Raw genomic sequence first — 23,134 nt, forward strand, 5'->3', positions numbered from 1 at the left:
GGAATCAGAAGCGGTAGGTGGTGCAACCGACCTCGACACCCGAGCCGACGGCCACGATGAGCGCGAGGTCGCCCGGCCGTGACAGCCCGTGTCGGCGGGCGTGCTCCAGCGCATACGGCAGCGACGAGGTGAAGGGGTCGGTGTCGACGGCGAGGTTGACGAATCGTGATCTCGGGATGCCGATTCGGGCGGCCAGTTCGCGCAGCGCCGCCGGAGACAGATACGGCGGGAACACAATTGCGATGTCGGCGGGGTCCAGTCCCTCCAGCGTCAAAAGTTCCTTGACGCTGGAGGGGATGCAGTCGACGTAGATGGCGTCCAGGCTGGGGTCGCGGTCGATCTGCAGAAAGGTCCGCCCGTCCCGGTGCTGGGTGTAGCTGGCCAGTGCCCCGCCGTATTCGGGATGGTGCTGGAAGACGAACCGGCCGAACCCCGTCGAGCCCTCGCTGCTGCCCAGCAACACCGCCGAGCCGGTCTGGCTGATGCCGTTCAACGGATAGCCGCTTTCGGGGGTGTTGTTTTCGATCTCCGAGGCCAGCACCATCGCATGGTCGGTCTTTCCCGCCCCGATCATTCCGGCGGCGACGTGGCAGGCGGTGAGGAAGCCGACCGCGCCGTTGAGGACGTCGAAGGTGAAGGTCTTGGGCCCGTCAGCGGACTCCACTTCGTCGTTGATCCCGAGTTCACCGGCGACAAGCGCGGCCACCGCCGGCTCGCTGAGAAATTCGTCGCGATAGACGCCGGCGTGGATGATCAGACCAAGCTTGTTCCGATCCAGACCACTGTGGTCGAGGCAGGCCGCTGCCGCTTGCACCGCGAGCTCCAGCGAGTGCGGCGGAGAAGATTGCGAAGCGGGAGCGACGCCGACGCTGTCGATGCACACCCGAGGGGTCGCCGGCACGTTTTTGCGGTGGCTGCCGGCCCGAACGACGTGGCGGTGACGTGCGTCGGTCCCCCGGCGCACCCGGTCGGGCAGGTCGTCGAAGGTGTACAGCGCGGCGCCCACCGTCTGTCCGGATCCGGTGATGGAAAAGACCATGTTGTCGCCCGAATTGATTCGACCGCCGCGGACATTGTCCATCATTGCGACGAAGTGTGTCGTGGTGGCGGTGTTGCCCCGCTCAGCCAGGTTGTTGATGACGTTGCCGCCGCCTACCGCGGTTTGCCCGAACATCCGGTTGATGGCGGTAACCGCGTCATTGATCGACGCCGCCGACGTCTGGTGCATGAGCAGGTGGTCGCAGTACTCCGGTCGCCATCCGTGCCGCTGCATGACGGCAGCGACGTAGGGCACCGAATGCTTGACCGCGACCGCGGTCTGCGTGACGGAGTCGGCGACCATGATGGCACCGCCGTGCGGGCCGTCGGTCACCTTGGCGATGCACAGCTTGCTGTACCGGCTCACTGTGGTCATGTCGATGTCGTGGAAGCCGACCCGGTTGTTGGGACCGCGCTCCAGGATCACCGCAGCACCGGCATCACCGAGAGTCAGGCAGGCAAGCCGTGGGTCCATCGGCCCCTCGATTTCGTTTTGCGCTGTCTCAGTGAGGTGGCTGATGTATTCGCCGCTGACCACCATGACGGAACGAGCCAGCCCGGCCTTCAGGAATGCGTCCGCCACGGCGATGCCGGTGAACATTCCCGCGCACGCGTTGGAGATGTCGAAGGTCAGCGCGTTGACCAGACCGCATTGATCACGCAGCCGCGAGGCGGTGCTGGGTTCGAAGGTGAACTTGTGCCCGGGTCCGTCGCAGCGCGAGATATTGCAGGAGATGACCAGGTCGATCTCTTCCGGTCGATAGCTCGACCGGGCCAGACAGTCGGCCGCCGCCTGCCTGGCGAGGTCGATGGAGAACTCGCCGTCGCCGACCATCCGTCGGTTCTTGATGCCGGTCAGGCGTTCCAACGGTATGCGGATCTCGTTGGCGCACTTTGCCAGGACCGTCTCGGTCGACACTGTCCGCGCCGGCAGGTACACACCGAGGCTTTCGATCACGGTGTTCTGCGTCTCGGGGCCGTTGGATTGCACCGGCTGCTCGGGCCCTGGCGCCAACACGCTCGCCTCGATACCCCGGTCCCACCTGGATTCCGCGCCTTCCTGATGGTCCGGGTCGTCGTCGGTGAGCGGCCCGTATTCGGCGGCCAGGTCGGCGATTGTGCCGTAGACGAACATCGACTCCGGCCGAAGGGCCAGGCCGAGCGCGTTCGCCCGCACCGCGACCTCCAGGCCCTGGGTCGAGGCACCGCCGAGCGCGAAGAAGTCGTCGTTGACCCCGACCCGCTCCAAATCGAGTACCTCACACCAGATCTCGGCGAGAATCCGCTCGGTGTGGGTGCGCGGAGCCACGTACCCCGCCTGCGGGGGTCCCGGCGCCACATCCGCCGCCATCAAGGCTCGGCGGTTCACCTTTCCGCTCGACGTGAGCGGGAGCGCGTCGGTCACCTGAAAGACGGCCGGCACCATCGCCGCTGAGAGCAACTCCAGCAGGAAGCGGCGCAACTCGGCTGTCGACGGCGCGTCGCCGTCGGCCGGCACGACATGGGCGACAAGCAGGGTGTTGCCGTGGTCATCGTTTCTGGCCACCACCGCGTTCTGGCGCACTGCGGGGTGTTTCGCCAGTGCGGCCTCCACCTCGCCCGGCTCGATCCGGAAACCGTTGATCTTCACCTGGTAGTCGCGACGTCCCAGGTATTCGATATTGCCGTCCCGCAGATACCTGGCCAGGTCGCCGGTGCGGTAGAGAAGTTGGCCGGGTTCGTCGGCAAACGGGTCGGCGACAAAGCTGGCAGCCGTCAGGTCGGGGCGGTCGAGGTAGCCGCGCGCCACCCCGGCCCCGCCGATGAACAGCTCACCGGGCACCCCCACCGGCACCGGTTGGAGATAGTCGTCCAGAAGGTGAATGCGGACGTTGGCGATCGGTCGCCCGATCGGGACCACCGGGCCGGTCCCGGCTTCACAGTGGAAATGCGTGACATCGATCGCGGCCTCGGTGGGCCCGTACAGGTTGTACAGCTCGGCATCCAGTGTGGCCAGGAAATCATCCCGCAGGTCAGCGGGCAGCGCCTCACCGCTGCAGAACACCCTGCGCAGCCCGGCACACCGGGCCACGCCGGGTTCGGCGAGAAAGCGGCGCAGCATCGACGGGACGAAATGCGCTGTGGTGATTGCCTGCTCGGTGATGGTCCGAACCAGGTACGAGGCGTCCTTGTGGCCCTCAGGTTTTGCAATAACAACCCGTGCCCCGACGATCAACGGCCAGAAGATCTCCCAGACGGCGGGGTCGAAGCTGATCGGGGTCTTGTGCAGCACCCTGTCGTGGGGGGTCAGCCCGTAGGCGTCCTGCATCCAGAGCAGCCGGTTGCAAATCCCGGCATGGGTGTTGAGCGCTCCCTTCGGCACCCCGGTGGAACCGGACGTATGGATGACGTAGGCGAGGTTTGTCGCCGTCGTGTCGATGGCTGCGGTGACCGCGTCGTCGACCGATGTTATCGACGGCAGGTCGAGGTACAGCCGGTCACCGGTGAAGCCCGGCGGCAAGCGGTGCAGGTGGCACCGGTGTGTCACGCAGACCGGCGCGGCCGGCACGTCAGCCAGCATCGCGGCCATCCGGTTCACGGGCTGCGCCGGATCCAGCGGCATGAAGGCACCGCCTGCCTTCAGGACGCCCAGCAGCGCCACCACCAGATCCGCTGAGCGGTCCAGCAGGACAGGTACCACAGTGTCGGGACCGACACCGAGGTGCTGCAGCCGGTGCGCCAGACTCTCGGCTCGGCGGTCGAGCTCCGCGTACGTCAACTCATGATCATCACACGTCATCGCGACAGCGTTCGGGTTGCGCCGAACCGATGCCGCTACCAGCTTGTGTAGGCAGGTCTCGGCGTCGTAACGGACCTCGGTTCGGTTCCATGCTGCCTGCTGACGACGCTCCTCTCCGAACAGCAACGGCAGCTGCGAAACGTGCGTGCCGGGCTCGGTGATGATCCCATCGACGAGCGTCGCGAAGTGCCCGGCCATCCGCTCGATCGTCACCGCGTCGAAGAGGTCCGTGTTGTACTGCAGCGCCCCGCACAGCTTCCCGCTCTGTTCGGACATCTCCATCATCACGTCGAACGGGGCGCCGCCCTGCCCGATGTGGATGGTTTCCAGGTTAAGCCCCCCGCTTTCCAAACCGGGCCCGTCGGAAAAGCGGCGCGGTTGTTCCCACGCAAACGAGACCTGGAACAGTGGCGTGCGACTCCCGTCGCGCGCGACCCGAAGCCGCTCGACGAGCAACGGGAAGGGATAGTCCTGATGTGCGAGTGCGCCCAGCACGGTGTCCTTGACGCGACCGAGGAGGACCGTAAACGTCGGGTCGTCGCGCAGGTCGGCGCGTAGGGCCACCGGATTGGCAAGGTAGCCAACCAGACCCTCCAGCGCTGCCCGGTCACGACACGCGAAGGGTGAGCCGATGACAAGGTCGTCCTGGCCGCTGTAGCGGTGCAGCAACGTGACGTAGGCCGCCAGCAGTGTCATGTAAGGCGTCGCACCAACGGTCCGGCCTACCTGCGTGAGCCCAGCCGTCAGCGTGCCGTCGAGGGTAAAACGGTGAACGGCGCCCCGGTAGGTCTGCACAGCCGGTCGCGGCCGGTCGGTCGGCAATCGAAGGACCGGCAACTCGCCGGCCAACTGCTCACGCCAGTAACGCCAGAGGTGCTCGCCTTCGACACCCGCGAGCATTCGGGACTGCCTGTCCGCGTAGTCAACGTAGTGCTCCGCGGGTGGTGCAGGCGGGTTCGCCCCGTGCTCAGCGGCATACAGCAGGCGGAGCTCGTCGAGAATGACGTCGATTGACCAGAAGTCGACGGCGATATGGTGCACCACCAGCAGCAGTACATGTTGGTCGGGTGTGCGCTTGAGCAGCGTGAGCCGCACCACCGGGCCGGTGTAGAGGTCGAACGGACGATCGGTTTCCCGGCGGATCCACTCGTCGAGCTCGAGCTCGCCGGGGCCGAGGTTGTGCTGGGCGATCCGCACCGGCCATTTCGGATGAACGAATTGCACCGGTTGTCCGTCGCGCACGGTGAACGTGGTCCGCAGCATCGGATGCCGGTCAACGAGTGCCTGGACCACGCGTTCCAATGCCGGCACATCGAGCTCACCGCGGATCCGCCCGGCATACGTGATGCTGTAGGCGGCGCTGGTGGGTGCAAGTTTATGGACGAACCACAGGGATCGCTGCCCATACGACAGCGGATACACCAAGGCCGAGTTCTCCGCTTCCGCCATGAGGAGCTGGGACAGCAGCGCGCGTTTTCTCTCCGGTGAGAGGCCTGAGATGTCGATGGGCTTATCCGTCATCGCTACCTTCCTTCACAACAAGCTCTCGCTCGGCGATGACCTTCTGCAGCAGCTCTTCCACGGCATCGTCGGAAAGCTCAGGTACCCGGGTGAGCAGGTCGATCTCGTGTGATGGGGCGCCGTCAGTCTCAGGCGGCGGTGCCGCGGCTACCGCCGGGGCCGGACCGGTGGCGGACAGCTGGTCGCTCAGCCAGCCGGAGAGGCTGGCCACGCTGGGCCCATCCAGTAGCCGGGCGACCGGAACGATGATGCCCAAGTCGCGTTCAATCTGCAGGCGCAGCTCCAACGTGATCAGCGAGTCGACGCCGAGATAGCTCAGCGGCGAGGCAATGTCGAGGTTCGATGGGGCCAGACCGAGTTTGCCGGCAGTGAGATCACGCAAGTACGACTCGAGCAGCCGACGGCGCTCCACCGGTCCCGCGCCCTGCAGTGCGTCATTGAGGCTGCTTCCCGGCCCGGGCGCAGTGCCCGTTTCCGGGCCGCCGGGGAGTTCAGGGTGAAGATCCGTGAGCAGTGGTGGGTTCATGCCCGGGCGTAATCCCGAGCGCCACCGCGCCCAGTCGACGTCGAGGACCGCGGCCTGCGTAACAGACCGCGTCAGCAAATACGATAGCGCTGCAAGGCATTCCGCTGCCGGCATGGCCTCAACGCCGTGTTGGGTGAAGTGACCGCGCTGCTGAGCGGAAAAACCAAGCCCGGCCCATGGCCCCCAGTCGATGCTCAGCGCCGGCCTGCCTTCGGCACGTCGATGCCACGCCAACGAGTCGAGAAAAGCGTTCGCTGCCGCATAGTTCGCCGCCCCCGGCGAGCCCAGGAGCGTCGCCGCCGAGGAAAAGAGCACGAAGAAGTCCAGTGCCGCGTCTCGGGTTAACGCATGCAGATTCCAGGCACCCTGAACCTTGGGCGCCATGACCTCCCGCAGTTGTCGGTCATCGAGGAGTTGCAGGATGCCATCATCGAGGACCCCGGCCGCATGCACCACCCCGCGCAGCGGTGGCATTGAAGCGCCGATCGACCCCAGTATGGCCGCGGCCTGGTCCGCCCTGGTGACGTCGCCGCGCGCGACAACCACCTCGGCGCCAGCCGCCCGCAACTCGTCCAACGTCACCTGCACCGACGCTGACGCCGCACTACGCCCCATGAGGACCAGATGCCGGGCACCCTGCTCCACCATCCACGTGGCCACCGCACGTCCCAGCGCGCCGAGCCCGCCTGTGATGAGGTAGGTGGCATCAGCCTTGACGGCCCCCAACACCGTGGCGCCGAGCGGGGTTTCCGTGGGTTCGACATCGTCGCACCGGGTCAACCGCGCGACATAGCGGCGGCTGCCACGCAGCGCCAGGTCAACCTCCGGGTGATCCGTCCACACCTCCTGGAACAGTGCCCGGAGTTCTTCCGGGCCGCCGCCTGCAGACAAGTCGACGCGAGTGCAGCGCAGCTCCGGATACTCGTGGTCGATGGTGCGACCCATCCCCCACACCGGAGCCTGGGCGATCGACACGGGTTCGGCGCAGGCACCTGTCACCTGCGCCCCGCGCGTCACCAGCCACAGGCGCGGGGGGTCCGACCAGCCGGCCATCGCCAGCGCCTGCACGAGATGCAACACGCTCACCGGGCCCAGGGCAGCCGCGGACTCCAGCGCGCCAGGCGACGTGTCGGCTGGCGGCGCGGCCAGCAGATCCCACAGGTGCACCACGCCGCGGCACAGCGGCCGTTCGCCCCCGAACGCTTCTTCGAGCAGCCGCCGAAAGTGCTCGGGCTGCGTCGGGTCAAGACGGTAACCGCCGGATGCGTGACGCTCGAAGTCGACGCCTGGCTCGACCAGCACGCATGTCTGAGAATGCGATTCGAGGTGGTCTCGGAGCGTGTCCGCGGTGACCCCCCCGTCGCCCAAGATGAGCCAGCTCCCGGCTTCGATCGGCCGGTCCGGCCCGTCCCGATCCGGCGGGATGGATGCGGGAAGCCACCGCAGCTGGTAGATCCGATCACTCAGATCCGCTGCCTGCGCGGCGCGGTGCGCGGGCGCGGTAACGGCCGGAACGTCTAACCAAGAATGGACTCGCTGCCACGGGTAGGTCGGTGCGGCTACGCATCGGCCACCCGAGGATTGCAGCTGTTCCCACTCAACTGGTTGACCGAGGGTGTACAGGGCGCCCAGCGATGCGAGCGCGGTCCCGCGCCCTCCGTCGTCACGGTGCATGGACGGCAGCAAGGTGCAGTCCCGCCCTAGCTCCTCGGCGTCCTCGCGGATGGCGCTCAGCAGGATCGGATGCGGGCTGATCTCCAGGAACGCGTCATGGCCCGCGGCCAGCAGCCGGCGCAGTGCAGTCGAGAAGTGGACCGGCGACCGCAGGTTTTGCACCCAGTAGTCGGCGTCGAGCGGACGGTCGGCCAGCAGGTCGCCTGTCACCGTGGAGTACAGGGTTAGCACCGGCGCCGTCGGCTGCAGCCCAGCGAGCATGTCTCGCAGATCGGCGCCCAGCGCGTCCATCTGCGGACTGTGCGACGCGACATCGACCTCGATCCACCGGCAGAAACGCTCGCGCCGCTCCAACACCGCCATGAGATCGGTCAACACCGCCCGATCACCCGAGAGCACCGTCGATCGGCAGCTGTTGTTCGCGGCGATGGCGACACGACCCTCTTTGCCCGCGATGAGCTCGTGCGCTTCGGCCAGCGAGATTTCCGCCGCCAGCATCGCTCCCTGGCCGCGTGCCCGTCGAAGCAGCCGGGCTCGGGAACAGATCACCCGCGCGGCGTCTTCCAGGCTCAGCGCACCCGCGATGTGCGCCGCTGCCGCTTCGCCCAGGCTGTGCCCCACCACCGCGGCGGGCTCGACTCCCCACGAGCGCCACAGCGCGGCCAGCGCGACCTGGACGGCGAAGATTGTCGGTTGGACCACGCCGATGTCGGCGGGCCGGGAATAGTCTTGCCCCGCAGCGAGTTCCGCGAGCAGGGACTCCCCCAGATACGGGCTCATCGCGTGGTCGCACGCGGCTAATGCGTCGCGGAACGCCGGCTCGTCCACCTGTAACCGTTGCCCCATGCCGTACCACTGCGAGCCCTGGCCGGAGCAGACGAAGATCACCGCGGGCCGATGGGCGGGACGGCACCGCCCCACGGAGAGCCCGGGGCGGGTTTCCGCCCGCCGGTAGGCGGCGAGAGACTCCGACATCTTGTCGGGGGAGTCTGCGACCGCGGACAGCCGGTGATCATGGTGGCCGCGACGCGCACCGGCGGTGTAGCAGAGGTCGGCAAGCGCCAGCCCGCCGGCAAGCGCCAGCTCGTACCGGCCGGCCAACTCCGTCAGCGCCTCCGGTGAGCGGGCGGACAGCGGCAGCAGCTCCGCTCGATCCGCTGCGGCATCGTGCGGCGGCGGCGTGACTCGAACCTGCGGAGCCTCGGCGAGCACTATGTGCGCGTTGGTGCCTCCAAAGCCGAACGAGCTGACCCCCGCGATCGCTCGCCCCCCGTTGTCCGGCCACGGGGTACGGGTCTGCACCACCCGCAAAGGCAGGCTGTCGAAGGGGATGTGGGGATTGGGCTCGGTGAAGTTCAGGCTTGGTGGGATCATCCGGTGCCGCAGAGCCAACGCTGCTTTGATGAGCCCGGCCACTCCGGCCGCTGCCTCCAGGTGGCCGATGTTGGTCTTGGCCGAGCCGATCAGGCACCGGTTGCCCGGCGCACGACCCTCGGCCAGAATCGCGCCCAGGGCCTTCGCCTCGATCGAGTCGCCGAGAAGCGTTCCGGTGCCGTGCGCTTCGACGTACTGGACCGCACCAGGCGAAACACCCGCACGCCGGTAGGCGTCGGCCAGCACGGCTTCCTGGGATTGCCGGCTGGGTGCCATCAGTCCGTTGGTGCGGCCATCCTGGTTGGTGGCGGTGCCGCGGATCACCGCGTAGATCGGGTCGCTATCGGCCAACGCCAGACCCAGTGGCTTCAGGACGACGATCCCGGCGCCTTCACCGCGCACGTAGCCGTCCGCGCCTGCGTCGAAGGTCTTGCAACGGCCATCCGGGGCCAGCACCCTGGCCTTGCTGAAGTTGATCGAGATCGCCGGCGACAGCATGATATTCACGCCTCCGGCCAGGGCCAGCATGCACTCGCCGTCGCGCAGGCTGCGGCACGCCAGGTGCACGGCGACCAACGACGACGAACACGCGGTGTCGATCGCCATGCTCGGTCCGCGGAAGTCGTAGGCGTATGAGAGCCGGTTGGCGGCTATGCTCAACGCGTTTCCGGTGCCGCTGTAGGCGTCGACAAGCCGCGGCTGGCCAGACCGGAGATATCCGTAATCGTTGGTGGAAATACCGACGAACACGCCGGTGCGGCTGCCGACAAGCCGCTCCGGCACCTGTCCGGCGTCTTCCAGCGCCTCCCACGCCACCTCCAGGAGCAGACGCTGCTGCGGGTCCATTTGCACCGACTCCCTCGGCGAGATGCCGAAGAACGAAAAGTCGAAATGGTCGACCTCGGGCAAGAAACCGCCTCGCCGGCTGACCGCGGTGCCCGGCACGGACGGATCGGGGTTGTAGAAGGCGTCGGCGTCCCAGCGGTCCGCTGGTATCTCGGTGATCGCGTCCTTGCCGTCCGACAGCAGCTGCCAGAAGGCCTCCGGCCCGTCGGCACCCGGAAACCGGCAGCCGATGCCGACGATCGCGATCGGCTCATCCGCGTTGCTGGTCCGCGGGCCGCCGCTGTCCCCGGCTGGTGTGGCGGTGCGGTCGACGGTCGGGGCCTCCCCGGCCAAGTATCTGGAAAGACTGTCGATCGTGGGGTATTCGTACGCCAGCGTGGGTGAGACCTCGCGTTCCAGCCACGCCTCCAATGCGGCCGTCAGCCGGACGGCATGGACGGAGTCGAGGCCGTAGTAGGCGAACGGACTAGACGGGTCAATATCGGCTGCCGGGATACCGAGGTCCTGGGAAAGCCACGAGACGAACCAGTCAGCGATCTCGGCAGCAGTGTGCCCGCCGTGTTGGCCGGTCACTCGAGCCTTTGGCACGGCGGAGGGCGACGGCGAGTGCCAGTCGACGACCGCCGCAAGTTCGCCGTCGAGGTACCGCTGTCGGCACTGGCCCCGCTGGATCTTGCCGCTCGACGTCGTGGGAATCGACAACGGCTCGACCAGGACGACGGCGTGCGCTGCAATCCCGTGCTGCGCGGTGGTGGCTGCCCGGATTGCGTGCATGATCTCGGTGAGTTCGGCCTCGCCGACCTGATGGTGGTTCACCTCCTGCACGACAACGAGCTGTTCGGCAGCATCCGATCCCGGCGTAGCCGAGAAGACCGCACCGCGGCCTGGCAGCAGCGCCGGATGGCAGTCCTGCACGGTTAGCTCAATGTCGTTGGGGTAGTAGTTGCCGCCGCGGATGATGATGACGTCCTTGCAGCGTCCGGTGATGAACAGCTCGCCGGAGCGCAGGAAACCCAGGTCCCCCGTGCGCAGGAAGGGGCCGCCAGCCGGCTCCGAAAGAAACGCCGAGAATGTCTGTTCGGTCTCTTCCGGCTTTCCCCAGTAACCGTGGGCAACGCTCGGCCCGGCGATCCAGATCTCACCGACCTCGTCCGGCCCGCATGGCCGGCGGGTCACCGAATCGACGATGATGACTTGCTGGCCGCCTCGGGGCCGACCGCAACCTACCGACGCCGCAGCGGTGGGATCATCCGGTGCGACGTCGACAACGCGGTCCTCGCGCAGCGCGGTGCGGTCTATATGTCGAACCACCGGTACGGCGGAATCCGACCCACCGGACACCAGCAGGGTCGCCTCCGCGAGCCCATACACGGGATAAAACGCCTCCGGCCGAAAACCAGCCGGGGCGAAGGCGTCAGCGAAACGCTGCAGACTCGCGGCACGCACTGGCTCGGCACCGCACATGGCGGTGGACCAGTTGGACAGATCGAGCGCCGCACGCTCGGCCGCGCTGCTGAGTTCGACGCACATGTCATAGGCGAAGTTCGGCGCGGCGGTGATGGTGGCGCGGTGCCGGGAGATGGCTTCCAGCCACCGCATTGGGCGTTTGATGAAGGCGGTCGGCGGCATGAGCACGGATGTGCCCCCGACGTAGATCGTCTCAAGGATTCCGCCGATGAGGCCCATGTCGTGATGCGGCGGCAGCCAGAATACGCCGGTTGCGTGGCTGTCACCGTTCCACGCCTCACAGATAGCCGCCAGATTGTGGAGCAGGTTGCGGTGCGTCAGCACAACGCCTTTCGGCGAGCTGGCGGAGCCCGAGGTGTACTGCACGACGACGGCTGTGTTCGCGTCGACGTCTGGCGCCAACCACTTTTCGGCGTCCCCGACGACCTCGTCCGCGACACACCACCGCAAGGGACGCCCCTCGACCAGACCGTCGACCGTGGCCTTGATTTTCGCTTGTGTCTCAGCGGTGGTGAGCGCGAAGTTGGCTTGCGCATCGGCGGCGATGGACGCGACGCGCGGAACCAACCGATCGTGCATCGGCGGATGCACCGGCACCGCGATGGCTCCCGCGTAGATACACCCGAAGAGGCCGGCGACAAAGTCGAGGCCTGACGGGCATAGCACCAGTACACGCTGGCCCGCGGCGCCCTGTTGTTGCAGAATCGACGCGATTCCTCGCGCCTTGCTGTCCAACTCGTGATAGGTAAGCCGGCTACTGTGTTCTTCTTCGCCGTTGCGCGAGAAGCGAAACACAACGTTGTCTCGATAGCGTTCGGCTCTCCGCCCCAGAAGGTCGAGCAGGGTGCCCGCGATAGGCGCTGTGTCCTCTGGCATCTCGTCACCTAAACCGTAGTGCGGATCGCTGTGATTGCTGCCACATAGGCCGTGCGACCTTTCAGGCTGAACGTAACATCGCGGACGCAGCAACCGACTTCGATTGCGTCGACGGCCCCGAAATCGTGCCGGTATCGGGCAGTAGCTTGTCGGTGGCGTCGGCGGCACCCGACCCGGCGCGGCTGGCTGCACTGGCGCCGTCGCGGTCGGCATCAGCCGCACGCGTGCCGCTTACCATCTCGACAAGCTGGCCGATACGGGAATTCTCGCCGTCAGTTATGCCCCGGCTCCCGGGCGGTCAGGCCCCGGGGCTGGACGCCCGGCGAACCGGTACTTGCTTGCGCAGCAGGAGCTCTCGGCGAGCGTGCCGCCACGTAACTATGGCTTGCTGGCCAAGCTGCTGGTGGAAGCAGTGGCCTCCGACGATTCGGGAACTGTCGGCTCAACGGTGGCGGCGGTGGCACGTCAGGCTGGGCAGGACAGCGTGTCGGGCACCGGCGTCGTCGATGCGTTGTGCCGGTGCGGGTATGAGCCCGCCCAGAGAGCCGATGGCGACATCGAATTGCGTAACTGCCCATTCCATCAGCTCGCGCGCCAATATCCCGAGTTGGTGTGCAGCCTCAACCTGCAACTGATCCAGGGCATGCTCGAAGCCAACGGTGACCAACCTGAGCGAGCGGTGCTGGCGCCGCGCGAATGCGGATGCTGTGTCAGCGTGCGTGCGCCGGAGCGCCCCCCAGAAACGGGTCCGCGCGGCCAAAACGCCACCGCGGCCGACGCGCGACACCGCGGAGTGACGCCGCAGCCTGCGCCACAGCGGAAGGAGACATAGGCGAACCTGTTGGAAACACTCGGGTTGCAGTACCCGGTGATGCAGACCGGCATGGTGGGCGGGGGGCGAGGGGGACCACGATGGTTGCGGGCGTTGAGCCGGGCGAGTGGGCCGCTGGGAAGGATGCTGCCGTTGGGCGCGCTCGACATGCTTCGCTCACTACAGCGTGTCGCGCTACCGGTGTACACACCCGCTCTGCCGCTGGCCGGCATGAACGCCGCAGTGGTTGATCGGGCGGCGCTCTAGGCCGGCGAGACAATCCACCGCATCAGCGACATTGTTGCGGCGGCCGATACCGTGGCACGGCTCGCCCCCTGACCAGCGCAGCACCTGCGTCGGCGGCCGCGCAGGCCGGAAACCGATTGCGCTGTTCTCCCGCGCGAGCGGGGGTGCTGCCACCTCCAGCCGTTCCGGCCCGCATCATCGTAGGGCGAACCGCGCCGGCTCTCGGCGACCAGGCACCATAGAGGGGTGCAGTCCACACTGTGCGGTCGTCGGGTTGCCGACGACCGCCCGCTGATCATGGCGATCGTCAATCGCACCCCGGATTCGTTCTATGACCGCGGTGCGACGTTTGCCGACGATGCGGCCAGGGATGCCGCGCACCGCGTCATCGCCGAAGGGGCCGACGTCGTCGACGTCGGCGGCGTCAAGGCGGGCCCGGGGGAGATCATCGACACCGAAACCGAGACTGCTCGGGTGGTGCCCTTTATCGAGTGGCTGCGCGATACCTATCCCGACCAGCTGATCAGCATCGACACCTGGCGTTCGGAGATAGCCCGAGCTGCCTGCCGGGCGGGCGCGGACCTGATCAACGACACCTGGGGCGGCTTCGACCCCGCGATGCCCGAGGTGGCCGCCGAATTCGGAGCGGGCCTGGTCTGCTCGCACACCGGGGGTGTGCCGCCGCGCACCCGGCCATTCCGGGTCAGCTATGGGACAAGCACTCGCGGTGTGGTGGATGACGTGATCCGCGAAGTCACCGCGGCGGCTGAACAGGCCGTCGCCGCCGGTGTGGCCCCCGATCGCGTGCTGGTTGACCCGACCCACGACTTCGGCAAGAACACGTTCCACGGCCTGGCGCTGTTGCGCCATGTGGAAGATCTTGTTAACACGGGGTGGCCGGTGTTGATGGCGTTGAGCAACAAAGACTTCGTCGGGGAGACTCTGGGCGTGGATCTGACCGAACGGCTGGAGGGCACCCTGGCAGCCACCGCGCTCGCGGCTGCCGCCGGCGCGCGGATGTTCCGCGTGCACGAAGTCGGGCCCACCCGGCGGGTGCTGGAAATGGTGGCTTCGATCAATGGGCATCGGCCGCCCATGCGCACGGTGAGAGGACTCGCATGACGGCGTCAGAGCTTGTCGATCTTGCCGCTGAGGGGGCATTGACCGCACTGTCCGGCGACGTTTGGTTGTCCGACCGCAGTTGGACCCGTCCGCATTGGACGGTCGACGAGTTGGTGGCGGCTAAGGCCGGACGAACCATCTCGGTGGTGCTGCCTGCCCTCAACGAGGAAGACACCGTTGAATCGGTGATCGAGAGCATTTCACCGCTGGTCGGCGGGCTGGTCGACGAGCTGATCGTGCTCGATTCTGGCTGCACCGACGACACCGAGATCCGGGCGATCGCCGCCGGTGCGCGGGTCGTCACCAGAGAACAAGCCTTACCCCACATCCCGCCGCGGCCCGGCAAAGGCGAGGTGCTGTGGCGCTCGCTGGCCGCCACCGATGGCGACATCGTGGTGTTCGTCGACTCCGACCTGATCGACCCGCACCCGATGTTCGTGCCGCGGCTGCTCGGGCCGCTGCTCACCGAGGACGGCATTCACCTGGTCAAGAGCTTCTATCGCCGGCCGCTGAACGTGAGTGACGCCAGCGGCCGAGAAGGCGCCACCGGAGGTGGCCGGGTCACGGAGCTGGTGGCGCGCCCGCTGCTCGCGGCGCTGCGACCCGAGCTGGGCTGTGTGCTGCAGCCGTTGGGCGGCGAATATGCGGCCACTCGCGAACTGCTGACGTCGGTGCCGTTTGCGCCCGGCTACGGCGTCGAAATCGGCCTGCTGGTGGACACCTATGACCGGTTAGGCCTGGACGCGATCGCGCAGGTCAACCTCGGTGTGCGGGCGCACCGCAACCGGCCGCTGGCCGAGTTGGGCCCGATGAGCCGCCAGGTCGTCGCGACGCTGCTCTCGCGCTGCGGCATCCCCGACTCCGGGGTGGGTTTGACCCAGTTCTTCGTCGACGGCGACGGCTATACCCCGCGCACCTCGACGGTGTCGCTGACCGACCGGCCGCCGATGAACGCGCTGCAGCCCCGCTGAGCAGCCGCTGCGCTGCTGTCGCACCGATAAGGCAATATCGGTGACGTGGCATTGGTGTTGCTGTACGTAGTGGTGCTGGTCCTGGTCGCGATCGTGCTGTTCGGTGTGGTCAGTTTGCTGTTCGGCCGCGGTGAGCCACTACCGCCGCTGCCCACGGGGACCACGCCGACGGCGCTACCCGCCTCCGGTGTCACCGGCGCCGACGTCGACGCCGTCAAGTTCACTCAGACGCTGCGCGGCTACAAGACAAGCGAGGTGGACTGGGTGCTGGACCGGCTCGGCCAGGAGCTCGACCTGCTGCGCGGCCAGCTGTCGTCGGTGCATGCCGCGGCCGCCGCCGATGTGGATGCCGACGACGGAGATGTCGGCGCCGACGCCCAGGACAACCAGGAGCCGAGATGACCGTGCTGCCCGACGACGGGCTGGTCCGCTGCGACTGGGCCGTAGGTCGGCCGGGCCCGGACTTCGCGCTCTATCGCGACTATCACGACCAGGAATGGGGCCGGCCCCTACACGGGCGGGTGCCGTTGTTTGAGCGGATGAGTTTGGAGGCCTTTCAAAGCGGCCTGTCCTGGCTGATCATTCTGCGCAAGCGGGAGAACTTCCGGCGTGCGTTCGCCGACTTCGACATCGAAACGGTCGCCCGCTACGGCGATGCCGACGTGGCCCGGCTGATGGCCGACGAGGGAATCGTTCGCAACCGCGCCAAGATCGAGGCGACGATCGCCAACGCGCGTGCCGCTGCCGACGTCGACGACCTCTCCGAGTTGCTGTGGTCGTTCGCGCCCGCGCCGCGGCCCCGGCCCGTCGACACCTCCAAAGTCCCTGCGGTCACACTGGAATCCACCGCCATGGCACGCGAGTTGAAACGGCGCGGGTTTCGATTCGTCGGGCCGACCACCGCGTACGCATTGATGCAGGCGACCGGGATGGTCGACGACCACTTGCGAACATGCTGGGTCCCTTCGCCCCGGTGAGGAAGTCAGGCCCGGCAGCCGATCGAAACGCCGACCCGGAGGTCATGTACACCTGTCGGCCCGGATAGGGAACAATGGAGGGGTGAATCTGCAGTTCAATGCCCGGGATGGCTGGAATTCCGCTGGCGGGGCATGCCCGGCGCTGACCAGGTCCGTGACGGCGGGCCAGCTCGAACCTGGAGGGAGCACTCGATGGCGGCGATGAAGCCCCGGACCGGAGACGGTCCACTGGAAGCGACCAAGGAGGGGCGCGGCATCGTGATGCGGGTACCGCTGGAGGGCGGTGGTCGACTCGTCGTCGAGCTGACACCCGACGAAGCCGCCGCACTGGGCGACGAACTCAAAGGCGTCACCAGCTAAACCCCGTCAAGCCAAAGGCGCGTCGCGTGTGGCGTTACGCGCACACCTTCCGGTAGATCTCCAGCGTCTGTTCTGCGATGCGCGCCCAGGAGAATTCCGCGATGCACCGCTGCCGCCCCGCTCGGCCGTAACGCTCCGCCTTTCCCGGATCGGGGATCAGGGCGTTGACCGCCTCAGCGATTCTGGTCTGATAGCCGTTAGCGTCGTCAGGGTCGTAGTGCACCAGCGAACCAGTCACCCCATCGGCGACCACCTCGGGTATGCCACCGACGTCGGAGGCCACCACCGCCGTGCTGCAGGCCATCGCTTCCAGGTTGACGATGCCCAACGGCTCATACACGGATGGGCAGACGAAAACTGTTGCAGCCGAGAGTATCTCGCGTATCTTACCGATCGGGAGCATTTCCTTGACCCAAAACACGCCGGTGCGCTTGTGGGCCAGCTCGGCTACCCCGGCGGTGACTTCGGCGGCGATTTCCGGCGTGTCGGGCGCTCCGGCGCACAGCACCAACTGCACGTCGGGCCCGAACTGGTGCGCGGCCGCCAGCAAGTGTGCGACGCCTTTCTGCCGGGTGATCCGCCCGACGAATGCCACTATCGGCCGGCTGCGGTCGACGCCGAGGTCGGCGAGCACCGACTCCTCCGGGAGGGACCCCAACGGCTCGGCCGGGTGCCACACCTCGGTGTCGATCCCGTTGCGCACGACATGCACCCGGCCGGGATCCAGCGCCGGATAGACCCGCAGCACGTCGTCGCGCATACCCGAGCTGACGGCGATGACGGCGTCCGCGGCGGTCACCGCCGTCTGTTCCACCCATGACGACATCCGGTAGCCGCCGCCGAGCTGCTCGGCCTTCCACGGCCGCAACGGCTCCAGTGAATGCGCGGTCAGCACATGCGGGACGTCGTAGAGCAACGAGGCCAGCTGCCCGGCCAAGCCGGTGTACCAGGTGTGGGTGTGCACCACGCTGGCCTCCGCGGCGGCATTGGCCATCACCAGATCCGACGACAACGTCGACAGCGCCGGGTTCGCACCGCGCAACTGCGAGTCGGGCTGATACGTGAAGGCGCCCGCCCGGGGCGCGCCCATGCAGTGCACGTCGACCTCGCACAGCTTGCGCAGTTGCGCGACAAGCTCGGTCACGTGCACCCCCGCGCCGCCGTAGACCTCCGGCGGATACTCCCGAGTCATCATCGCCACCCGCATACCCGGCACGGTAGTAGTCCCTGCCGGACAGCGCTGGGGGGCCACCCGCTTGCGGGGGACAGGCCACCGCGTCGAATTCATCGAAATGGGTTGATGGACAGTCCGTCAGCATGGGTATTCAGAAGAATGAGCTGGCAGCGGTTGCCAGCGGCCGATAGGTTTGACTCATGAGGGCAGCGCCACACGTGCTGGGCATCGTCCTGGCCGGTGGGGAGGGCAAGCGGTTATATCCGTTGACCGCGGACCGGGCCAAACCCGCGGTTCCTTTCGGCGGCGCCTATCGGCTGATCGACTTCGTGCTTTCCAATCTTGTCAATGCCCGCTACCTGAGAATCTGCGTTCTCACCCAATACAAGTCACATTCGTTGGACCGCCATATTTCTCAGAACTGGCGGCTGTCCGGGTTGGCCGGTGAGTACATCACCCCGGTTCCGGCCCAGCAGCGGCTCGGCCCACGCTGGTACACCGGCTCCGCTGACGCGATCTATCAGTCGCTGAACCTGATCTTCGACGAGGATCCCGACTACATCGTGGTTTTCGGCGCCGACCACGTCTACCGGATGGACCCCGAGCAGATGGTCCAGTTCCACATCGACAGCAGCGCCGGGGCGACAGTGGCCGGTATCCGGGTGCCGCGCGCCGAGGCGTCCTCGTTCGGGTGCATCGACACCGACGAGTCCGGCCGCATTCGCAGCTTCCTGGAGAAACCAGCTAAGCCGCCGGGAACCCCCGATGACCCGGACTCCACTTACGTGTCGATGGGGAACTACATCTTCACCACCAAGGTGCTCATCGACGCGATCCGCGCCGATGCCGACGAGGATGATTCTGATCACGACATGGGCGGTGACATCATTCCGCGGCTGGTCGCCGACGGGCTGGCGGCGGTTTACGACTTCTCCGACAACGAAGTACCCGGCGCCACGGACCGCGACCGGGCGTATTGGCGCGACGTGGGGACGCTGGACGCGTTTTACGACGCCCACATGGACCTGGTGTCGGTGCATCCGATATTCAACCTGTACAACAAGCGCTGGCCGATCCATGGTGCGTCGGAGAATTTGGCTCCGGCGAAGTTCGTCAACGGTGGCTCCGCGCAGGAGTCGGTGGTGGGCGCGGGCAGCATCATCTCGGCCTCTTCGGTACGCAACTCAGTGCTGTCGTCGAACGTCGTCGTCGACGACGGGGCGATTGTGGAGGGCAGCGTGATCATGCCGGGCGTCCGAGTCGGCCGCGGGGCGGTGGTGCGTCACGCAATCCTGGACAAGAACGTCGTTGTCGGACCGGGAGAGATGGTCGGGGTCGATCTGGAGAAGGATCGCGAGCGGTTCGCGATCAGCGCCGGCGGCGTTGTCGCCGTGGGCAAGGGCGTCTGGATCTAGTCACCATACGTATGGCACCAGCCGGTAGTGCACCTGCTGCTCATACTCGCGGTAGCCGCGTAATTCCCGCTCGAGCAGCCCCTCCTCATCGTCGATGCGAAGAGCGAGCAGGACTAGTCCGGGTATCACGAAGACAAGTCCCCAATACGAGCCGAGCGCCAGGGGGATACCGATCATCATCACCACGGTGCCGGTGTACATCGGATGGCGCACTAGCCCGTAGAGCCCGGTGGAGACCAGCGTCTGCCCCAACTCGACGGTGATATTGGCTGCCGCATAACCGTTTTGGGCGACCACCAGCATGGCAACGCCCAGTCCGACCGCGACCAGAATGTCGCCGACCACGGTGACCGTCGTTGGCACTGGCGACCAGCCGAATCGATGGTCCAAAGCGCTGACCACCAACATGGCCGGAAAGCAGATGAACACGACGGTGCTGACGATCTGCTGCAACGTTCGGGTCTCCGCCAACGGCCCGGCATGCATGCGCCGCTCTAGCGCGGCCGGGTTCTTGCGTACCAAGTAAACGCTGGGGATCCACGTATAGAACGCGAATACCGCGAGGAAGACCCACGCCTGCCAGTAATGGAACGTCCCCGCCGGCAAGAATAGCATCAATCCGAAGGCCACCAGGCCCAAAGCAGCTGACACTACTCCTTTAACAAGGGTTTTCATGAAAGCCTCCTCAGGTCTGCACGTCGCGACGGCGGAAGGCCGCCATTCCCAGTGCGATTAACGCGGCGTCGATCACCAACAACCACAGCAGTGGAACCGGCGTGAACGCGCCGCCGGTGACCCGCGGAATATGCGCGAACGGCTCCAGGTCGAGCAGCCACTGGGGAAATCCCGACAGCGAGCCGATCAGGTACAGCGCGACGAATCCGACCAGCACCCCCCACGCCACCGGGCTGAACCTCGGCGCAAGCCCGAACAGGGCGACGGTCACTGCGGCGGAGAGCCACACGGCGGGCAGCTGTACCGCCGCGGTAGCGACGACCATCGAAAGCTTGCCGCCGATGTCGTGGGCAGCGACGCCGTAGGTCAGCCCGGCCGCTGCTCCGGCAATCAACATCGCGACGGCGGAGCCGATCAGTGCGATCGCCAAATGTCCTGCCAGCCAACGGCTCCGGCCGACTGCGCCGCCCAGCACGGTCTCGGCTAGCTGGCCGGCCTCCTCCTGGTGGGGCCGCAGGGTCAGCGAGATGGCGATGGCGGCCGCCATCATGCCCAGCATGCAGAACGCCACCGCGACGAAGGCCTGCTCCAATGCACCGGTGCCGCCCATGTGCTCGACAATGTCTTGCGCCGTGCCGCCGCCCAGCTCATCGCCGATGCCGTGTACGACGCTGCCGATCAGCAAGCCGTAGAGGCACAGCCCCACGGTCCACAGCAGCAGTGCGCCGCGGTCCAGCCGCCAGGCCAACCCCAAGGCGCCGCGCAGCATCGGCGATGCGGTGGCTGGACCCGGGCGTTCTGCGATCAAGCCTGCGCCGACATCGCGACCGGCAAGCAGTCGGTACGCCAGCGCGGTGAGCAGCATGGTCGTCGCGAGATGCAGCAGCAGTACCCACCATCGGTCGCCCGCGTACGGACGAACCTGCAGCGACCAGCCCAGCGGCGAGAGCCACGACAAGGTGCCCGAACCGGCGTCCCCGACGGCGCGCAGCGTGAATGCGGTGGCCAGCACGGCGAAGGCCGCGCCGCGGGCGAACCGGGCGCTGGATGACAGCTGGGCGGCCACCGCGGCTACCGCGGTGAACACCAGACCAGAGCAGGCCAGGGCTGCCCCGAACGCCAGCGAGCCACTCGGCGGGACGCTGGTGGTGAGCAGGCCGGCCGCCCCGACGGCTCCGGTGATCACGGATGCCCCGAACGACAGCAGGAGTGCCGCGGTCAGGCTGGCATACCGGCCCACCGCGGTGGAGTCGATCAGTTCGGCGCGACCAGTTTCTTCGTCCGCGCGGGTATGGCGGATGACGGTCAGAATGACCGCGACCGCGATCAGCAGATGGAACATTCCGGCTTTCCAGATGCCGGTCGCGCCAAGGCTGTCGTTGTAGATCTGTCCGTAGAGCGCCCGCTGCGCCGGGCTGGCCATGATCGAGGCGGCGAAGCCGGCACGTGCCGCTTGGTCGGGATAGACCTTCTCGATGCTGCCGACATAGACGGTCGCCAGCGGTAGCGACAGCAGAAGCACCCACAGCGGCAGGACCACCCGGTCGCGCCGCAGGTAGAGCCGCAGCATCCCCACCGTGCCGGCGAACGCCGAACCTCGTCGTGGCGCTTGGTGTGCCGGATGGTGGGGGCGGTCCAGTATCGCTGTGTTCATTGGCGCCACTCCTCCTCATCGCTGCGCTCTGCATCGTCGTTGGCGCGGGTCATGCCCGCACCTCTTGGCCGCTGACCTCGCGCCCGCCGTCGGTGCCGATGCCGTAATGGCGCAAGAAGAGTTCTTCCAGAGTGGGCGGCTGACTGACCAGGCTGCGCACGCCCGCATCGCCAAGCACCCGGATGAGTTCACCGAGGCTCTCACTGTCGACGTGCGCCCGCAGGGTGGTTCCGTCGATGCTGACATCCTCGACGCCGCGGATTCGGGTGAGATCGCCCGGGTCGCCGAGCAATTCCGCCTTGATCGATGTCCGGCTGAGATGGCGCATCGAATCGAGCGAGCCGCTTTCCACGGTCCTACCACCTCGGATGATTGTCACCCGTTCACACAGTGCCTCGGTTTCGGCCAGGATGTGACTGGACAGCAGAACCGTGGCGCCTCGGTCCCGCGCTTCTGCGACGCATTGCTGAAAGATGTTCTCCATCAATGGGTCCAGACCGCTGCTCGGCTCGTCGAGCAGCAGTAGCCGCGCCCGCGACGAGAACGCCGAAATCAACGAGACCTTCTGTCGGTTCCCCTTCGAGTAGGTTCGTGCTTTCTTGTGCGGGTCCAGCTCGAAGCGCTCGATCAGCTCCGCGCGTCGGTTCTCGTCGATGCCGCCCCGCATACGTGCCAGCAGGTCGATGGTCTCACCACCGGTGAGATTAGGCCACAGGGTCACATCGCCTGGAACGTAGGCGATCTGGCGGTGCAACTCGACCGCGTCCGCCCAGGGGTCACCACCTAGCAGCCGAGCCGTTCCGCCGTCGGCCTTCACCACGCCCAGCAGTATCCGGATCGTCGTCGACTTTCCGGCGCCGTTGGGTCCAAGGAACCCGTGTACCTCGCCCTCGCGTACCGTCAGCTCGAGACCGTCCAGCGCCCGAACCGCGCCGAAATTTTTGGTCAGGTTGTGAATCTCGATCGGGGCCCGGTGGCTATCAACTGGCATGGGATTCTCCTTGTTCGGCTTCGGCGAGGAAGGCGTCGTACATGGTGCTGTCCGCCATCAGCCCTTCGGTGTAGACCTCAAGGGACGGCAGCAACATGTCACGTGTGTAATCGCGCAGCACTGCACGCAGATCCGTTGGGTTGTTGTGCATTTGCAGATACATGAGAAACCCGCCGCCGCCCGTTATCGCCAGATACCTTGCCCTGGAACGGGGATCGCGGCTGGGTTTGAGCGTTCCCGCGCGCACACCCTCTTCGAGGTAACTTTCAGCATCGTCGATCATCCGGCCCCACAGCATTTTGGCCAGGTCGCCGCCCGACTGCATCGAGCGAACCAGGTAGGCCATCATCGGGGCGTACGACTCGATTTCGGCCAGCTGCGCGAACCAGGTCCCGGGTTCTTTTGCCCGCATCGCCTCCGACTTGTCGCTGCGGATCTCTTCGGCGACGTAGTCGTCGCAGGCTTTGCGCAGGCCGTCCTTCGAGCCGAAATGGTGGATGACAAGAGCCGCGCTCACTCCCGCCGCTTCGGCAATCGATCGCAGCCCGACGCCAAAGCCGTGCTCGCCGAACTGCTCGATCGCCGCGTCGCGGATCCGGGCCGCGGCGGTCAAATCGTCGGCTGAACGCATGTTCAG

At 66.7% G+C, this 23,134-nt stretch carries 16 protein-coding genes; 8 read left to right on the top strand and 8 right to left on the bottom strand.

Annotated features, from left to right (window positions below):
• Nucleotides 1-4 precede the first annotated feature (4 nt).
• The 3 genes from ACLQI9_RS08445 to ACLQI9_RS08455 all read right to left on the bottom strand — a co-directional run bounded on the left by ACLQI9_RS08445 (nt 5) and on the right by ACLQI9_RS08455 (nt 12,339).
• The gene (locus ACLQI9_RS08445) at nt 5-5,338 is read right to left on the bottom strand and encodes an amino acid adenylation domain-containing protein (RefSeq protein ID WP_442391463.1); all 5,334 of its coding nucleotides are present in this window, start codon (nt 5,336-5,338) and stop codon (nt 5-7) included.
• Nucleotides 5,328-12,101 carry an SDR family NAD(P)-dependent oxidoreductase gene (locus ACLQI9_RS08450; RefSeq protein WP_442378219.1) on the bottom strand — a complete coding sequence of 2,258 codons (6,774 nt, stop codon included), beginning with the start codon at nt 12,099-12,101 and terminating at the stop codon, nt 5,328-5,330. Before ACLQI9_RS08450 ends, ACLQI9_RS08445 begins: the two co-directional genes overlap by 11 nt.
• 61 nt (nt 12,102-12,162) lie before the next feature.
• Nucleotides 12,163-12,339: a hypothetical protein gene (locus ACLQI9_RS08455; RefSeq protein WP_442391465.1), complete on the bottom strand. Its 177-nt coding sequence runs from the start codon at nt 12,337-12,339 to the stop codon at nt 12,163-12,165.
• Nucleotides 12,340-12,465: 126 nt separating this feature from the next.
• On the opposite strand from ACLQI9_RS08455, the gene ACLQI9_RS08460 reads away from it, so the two are divergent.
• The 7 genes from ACLQI9_RS08460 to ACLQI9_RS08490 all read left to right on the top strand — a co-directional run bounded on the left by ACLQI9_RS08460 (nt 12,466) and on the right by ACLQI9_RS08490 (nt 16,588).
• Nucleotides 12,466-12,933 (top strand): hypothetical protein, encoded by a 468-nt coding sequence (locus ACLQI9_RS08460; RefSeq protein ID WP_442378220.1) that lies wholly within the window; start codon nt 12,466-12,468, stop codon nt 12,931-12,933.
• 9 nt (nt 12,934-12,942) lie between these two features.
• A complete protein-coding gene (locus tag ACLQI9_RS08465; protein ID WP_442378221.1) occupies nt 12,943-13,179 on the top strand; it encodes a hypothetical protein in 237 nt (78 codons plus the stop codon).
• 276 nt (nt 13,180-13,455) lie between these two features.
• Complete coding sequence (folP, locus tag ACLQI9_RS08470) at nt 13,456-14,280, top strand: dihydropteroate synthase (RefSeq protein WP_442378229.1); 825 nt, start codon at nt 13,456-13,458, stop codon at nt 14,278-14,280.
• Nucleotides 14,277-15,251, top strand: coding sequence for a glucosyl-3-phosphoglycerate synthase (locus ACLQI9_RS08475; RefSeq protein WP_442378222.1), 975 nt, complete (start codon nt 14,277-14,279; stop codon nt 15,249-15,251). Before folP ends, ACLQI9_RS08475 begins: the two co-directional genes overlap by 4 nt.
• A 45-nt stretch (nt 15,252-15,296) precedes the next feature.
• Entirely contained in the window at nt 15,297-15,653 is a 357-nt protein-coding gene (locus ACLQI9_RS08480; protein ID WP_442378223.1) for a DivIVA domain-containing protein, read from the top strand.
• 5 nt (nt 15,654-15,658) lie between these two features.
• Nucleotides 15,659-16,228, top strand: a complete 570-nt coding sequence (locus ACLQI9_RS08485; protein ID WP_442378230.1) for a DNA-3-methyladenine glycosylase I — start codon at nt 15,659-15,661, stop codon at nt 16,226-16,228.
• A 192-nt stretch (nt 16,229-16,420) separates the two neighbouring features.
• Nucleotides 16,421-16,588: a DUF3117 domain-containing protein gene (locus tag ACLQI9_RS08490; protein ID WP_003406247.1), complete on the top strand. Its 168-nt coding sequence runs from the start codon at nt 16,421-16,423 to the stop codon at nt 16,586-16,588.
• Between the two features lie 34 nt (nt 16,589-16,622).
• Here ACLQI9_RS08490 and glgA read toward each other — a convergent pair whose 3' ends face one another.
• On the bottom strand, nt 16,623-17,795 hold the full coding sequence (glgA, locus tag ACLQI9_RS08495; protein WP_442380815.1) for a glycogen synthase: 1,173 nt from the start codon (nt 17,793-17,795) through the stop codon (nt 16,623-16,625).
• 167 nt (nt 17,796-17,962) lie between these two features.
• On the opposite strand from glgA, the gene glgC reads away from it, so the two are divergent.
• Nucleotides 17,963-19,177 (top strand): glucose-1-phosphate adenylyltransferase, encoded by a 1,215-nt coding sequence (gene glgC / locus ACLQI9_RS08500; RefSeq protein ID WP_442380813.1) that lies wholly within the window; start codon nt 17,963-17,965, stop codon nt 19,175-19,177.
• On the opposite strand, the gene ACLQI9_RS08505 is transcribed toward glgC, so the two are convergent.
• From ACLQI9_RS08505 to ACLQI9_RS08520, 4 genes are read right to left on the bottom strand one after another with little or no spacing between them, the layout of a single operon-like run.
• A complete protein-coding gene (locus ACLQI9_RS08505; RefSeq protein WP_442380811.1) occupies nt 19,178-19,852 on the bottom strand; it encodes a methyltransferase family protein in 675 nt (224 codons plus the stop codon). It lies immediately after the preceding gene.
• A gap of 10 nt (nt 19,853-19,862) precedes the next feature.
• A complete protein-coding gene (locus ACLQI9_RS08510) occupies nt 19,863-21,506 on the bottom strand; it encodes an ABC transporter permease (RefSeq protein WP_442380809.1) in 1,644 nt (547 codons plus the stop codon).
• A gap of 49 nt (nt 21,507-21,555) precedes the next feature.
• Nucleotides 21,556-22,497, bottom strand: coding sequence for an ATP-binding cassette domain-containing protein (locus tag ACLQI9_RS08515; protein WP_442391467.1), 942 nt, complete (start codon nt 22,495-22,497; stop codon nt 21,556-21,558).
• The gene (locus ACLQI9_RS08520; protein WP_442382409.1) at nt 22,487-23,128 is read right to left on the bottom strand and encodes a TetR family transcriptional regulator; all 642 of its coding nucleotides are present in this window, start codon (nt 23,126-23,128) and stop codon (nt 22,487-22,489) included. The genes ACLQI9_RS08515 and ACLQI9_RS08520 overlap by 11 nt, the downstream gene beginning before the upstream one ends.
• Nucleotides 23,129-23,134 lie beyond the last annotated feature (6 nt).

This window comes from Mycobacterium sp. (assembly GCF_052143115.1).
In the GTDB taxonomy this organism is placed as follows: domain Bacteria; phylum Actinomycetota; class Actinomycetes; order Mycobacteriales; family Mycobacteriaceae; genus Mycobacterium.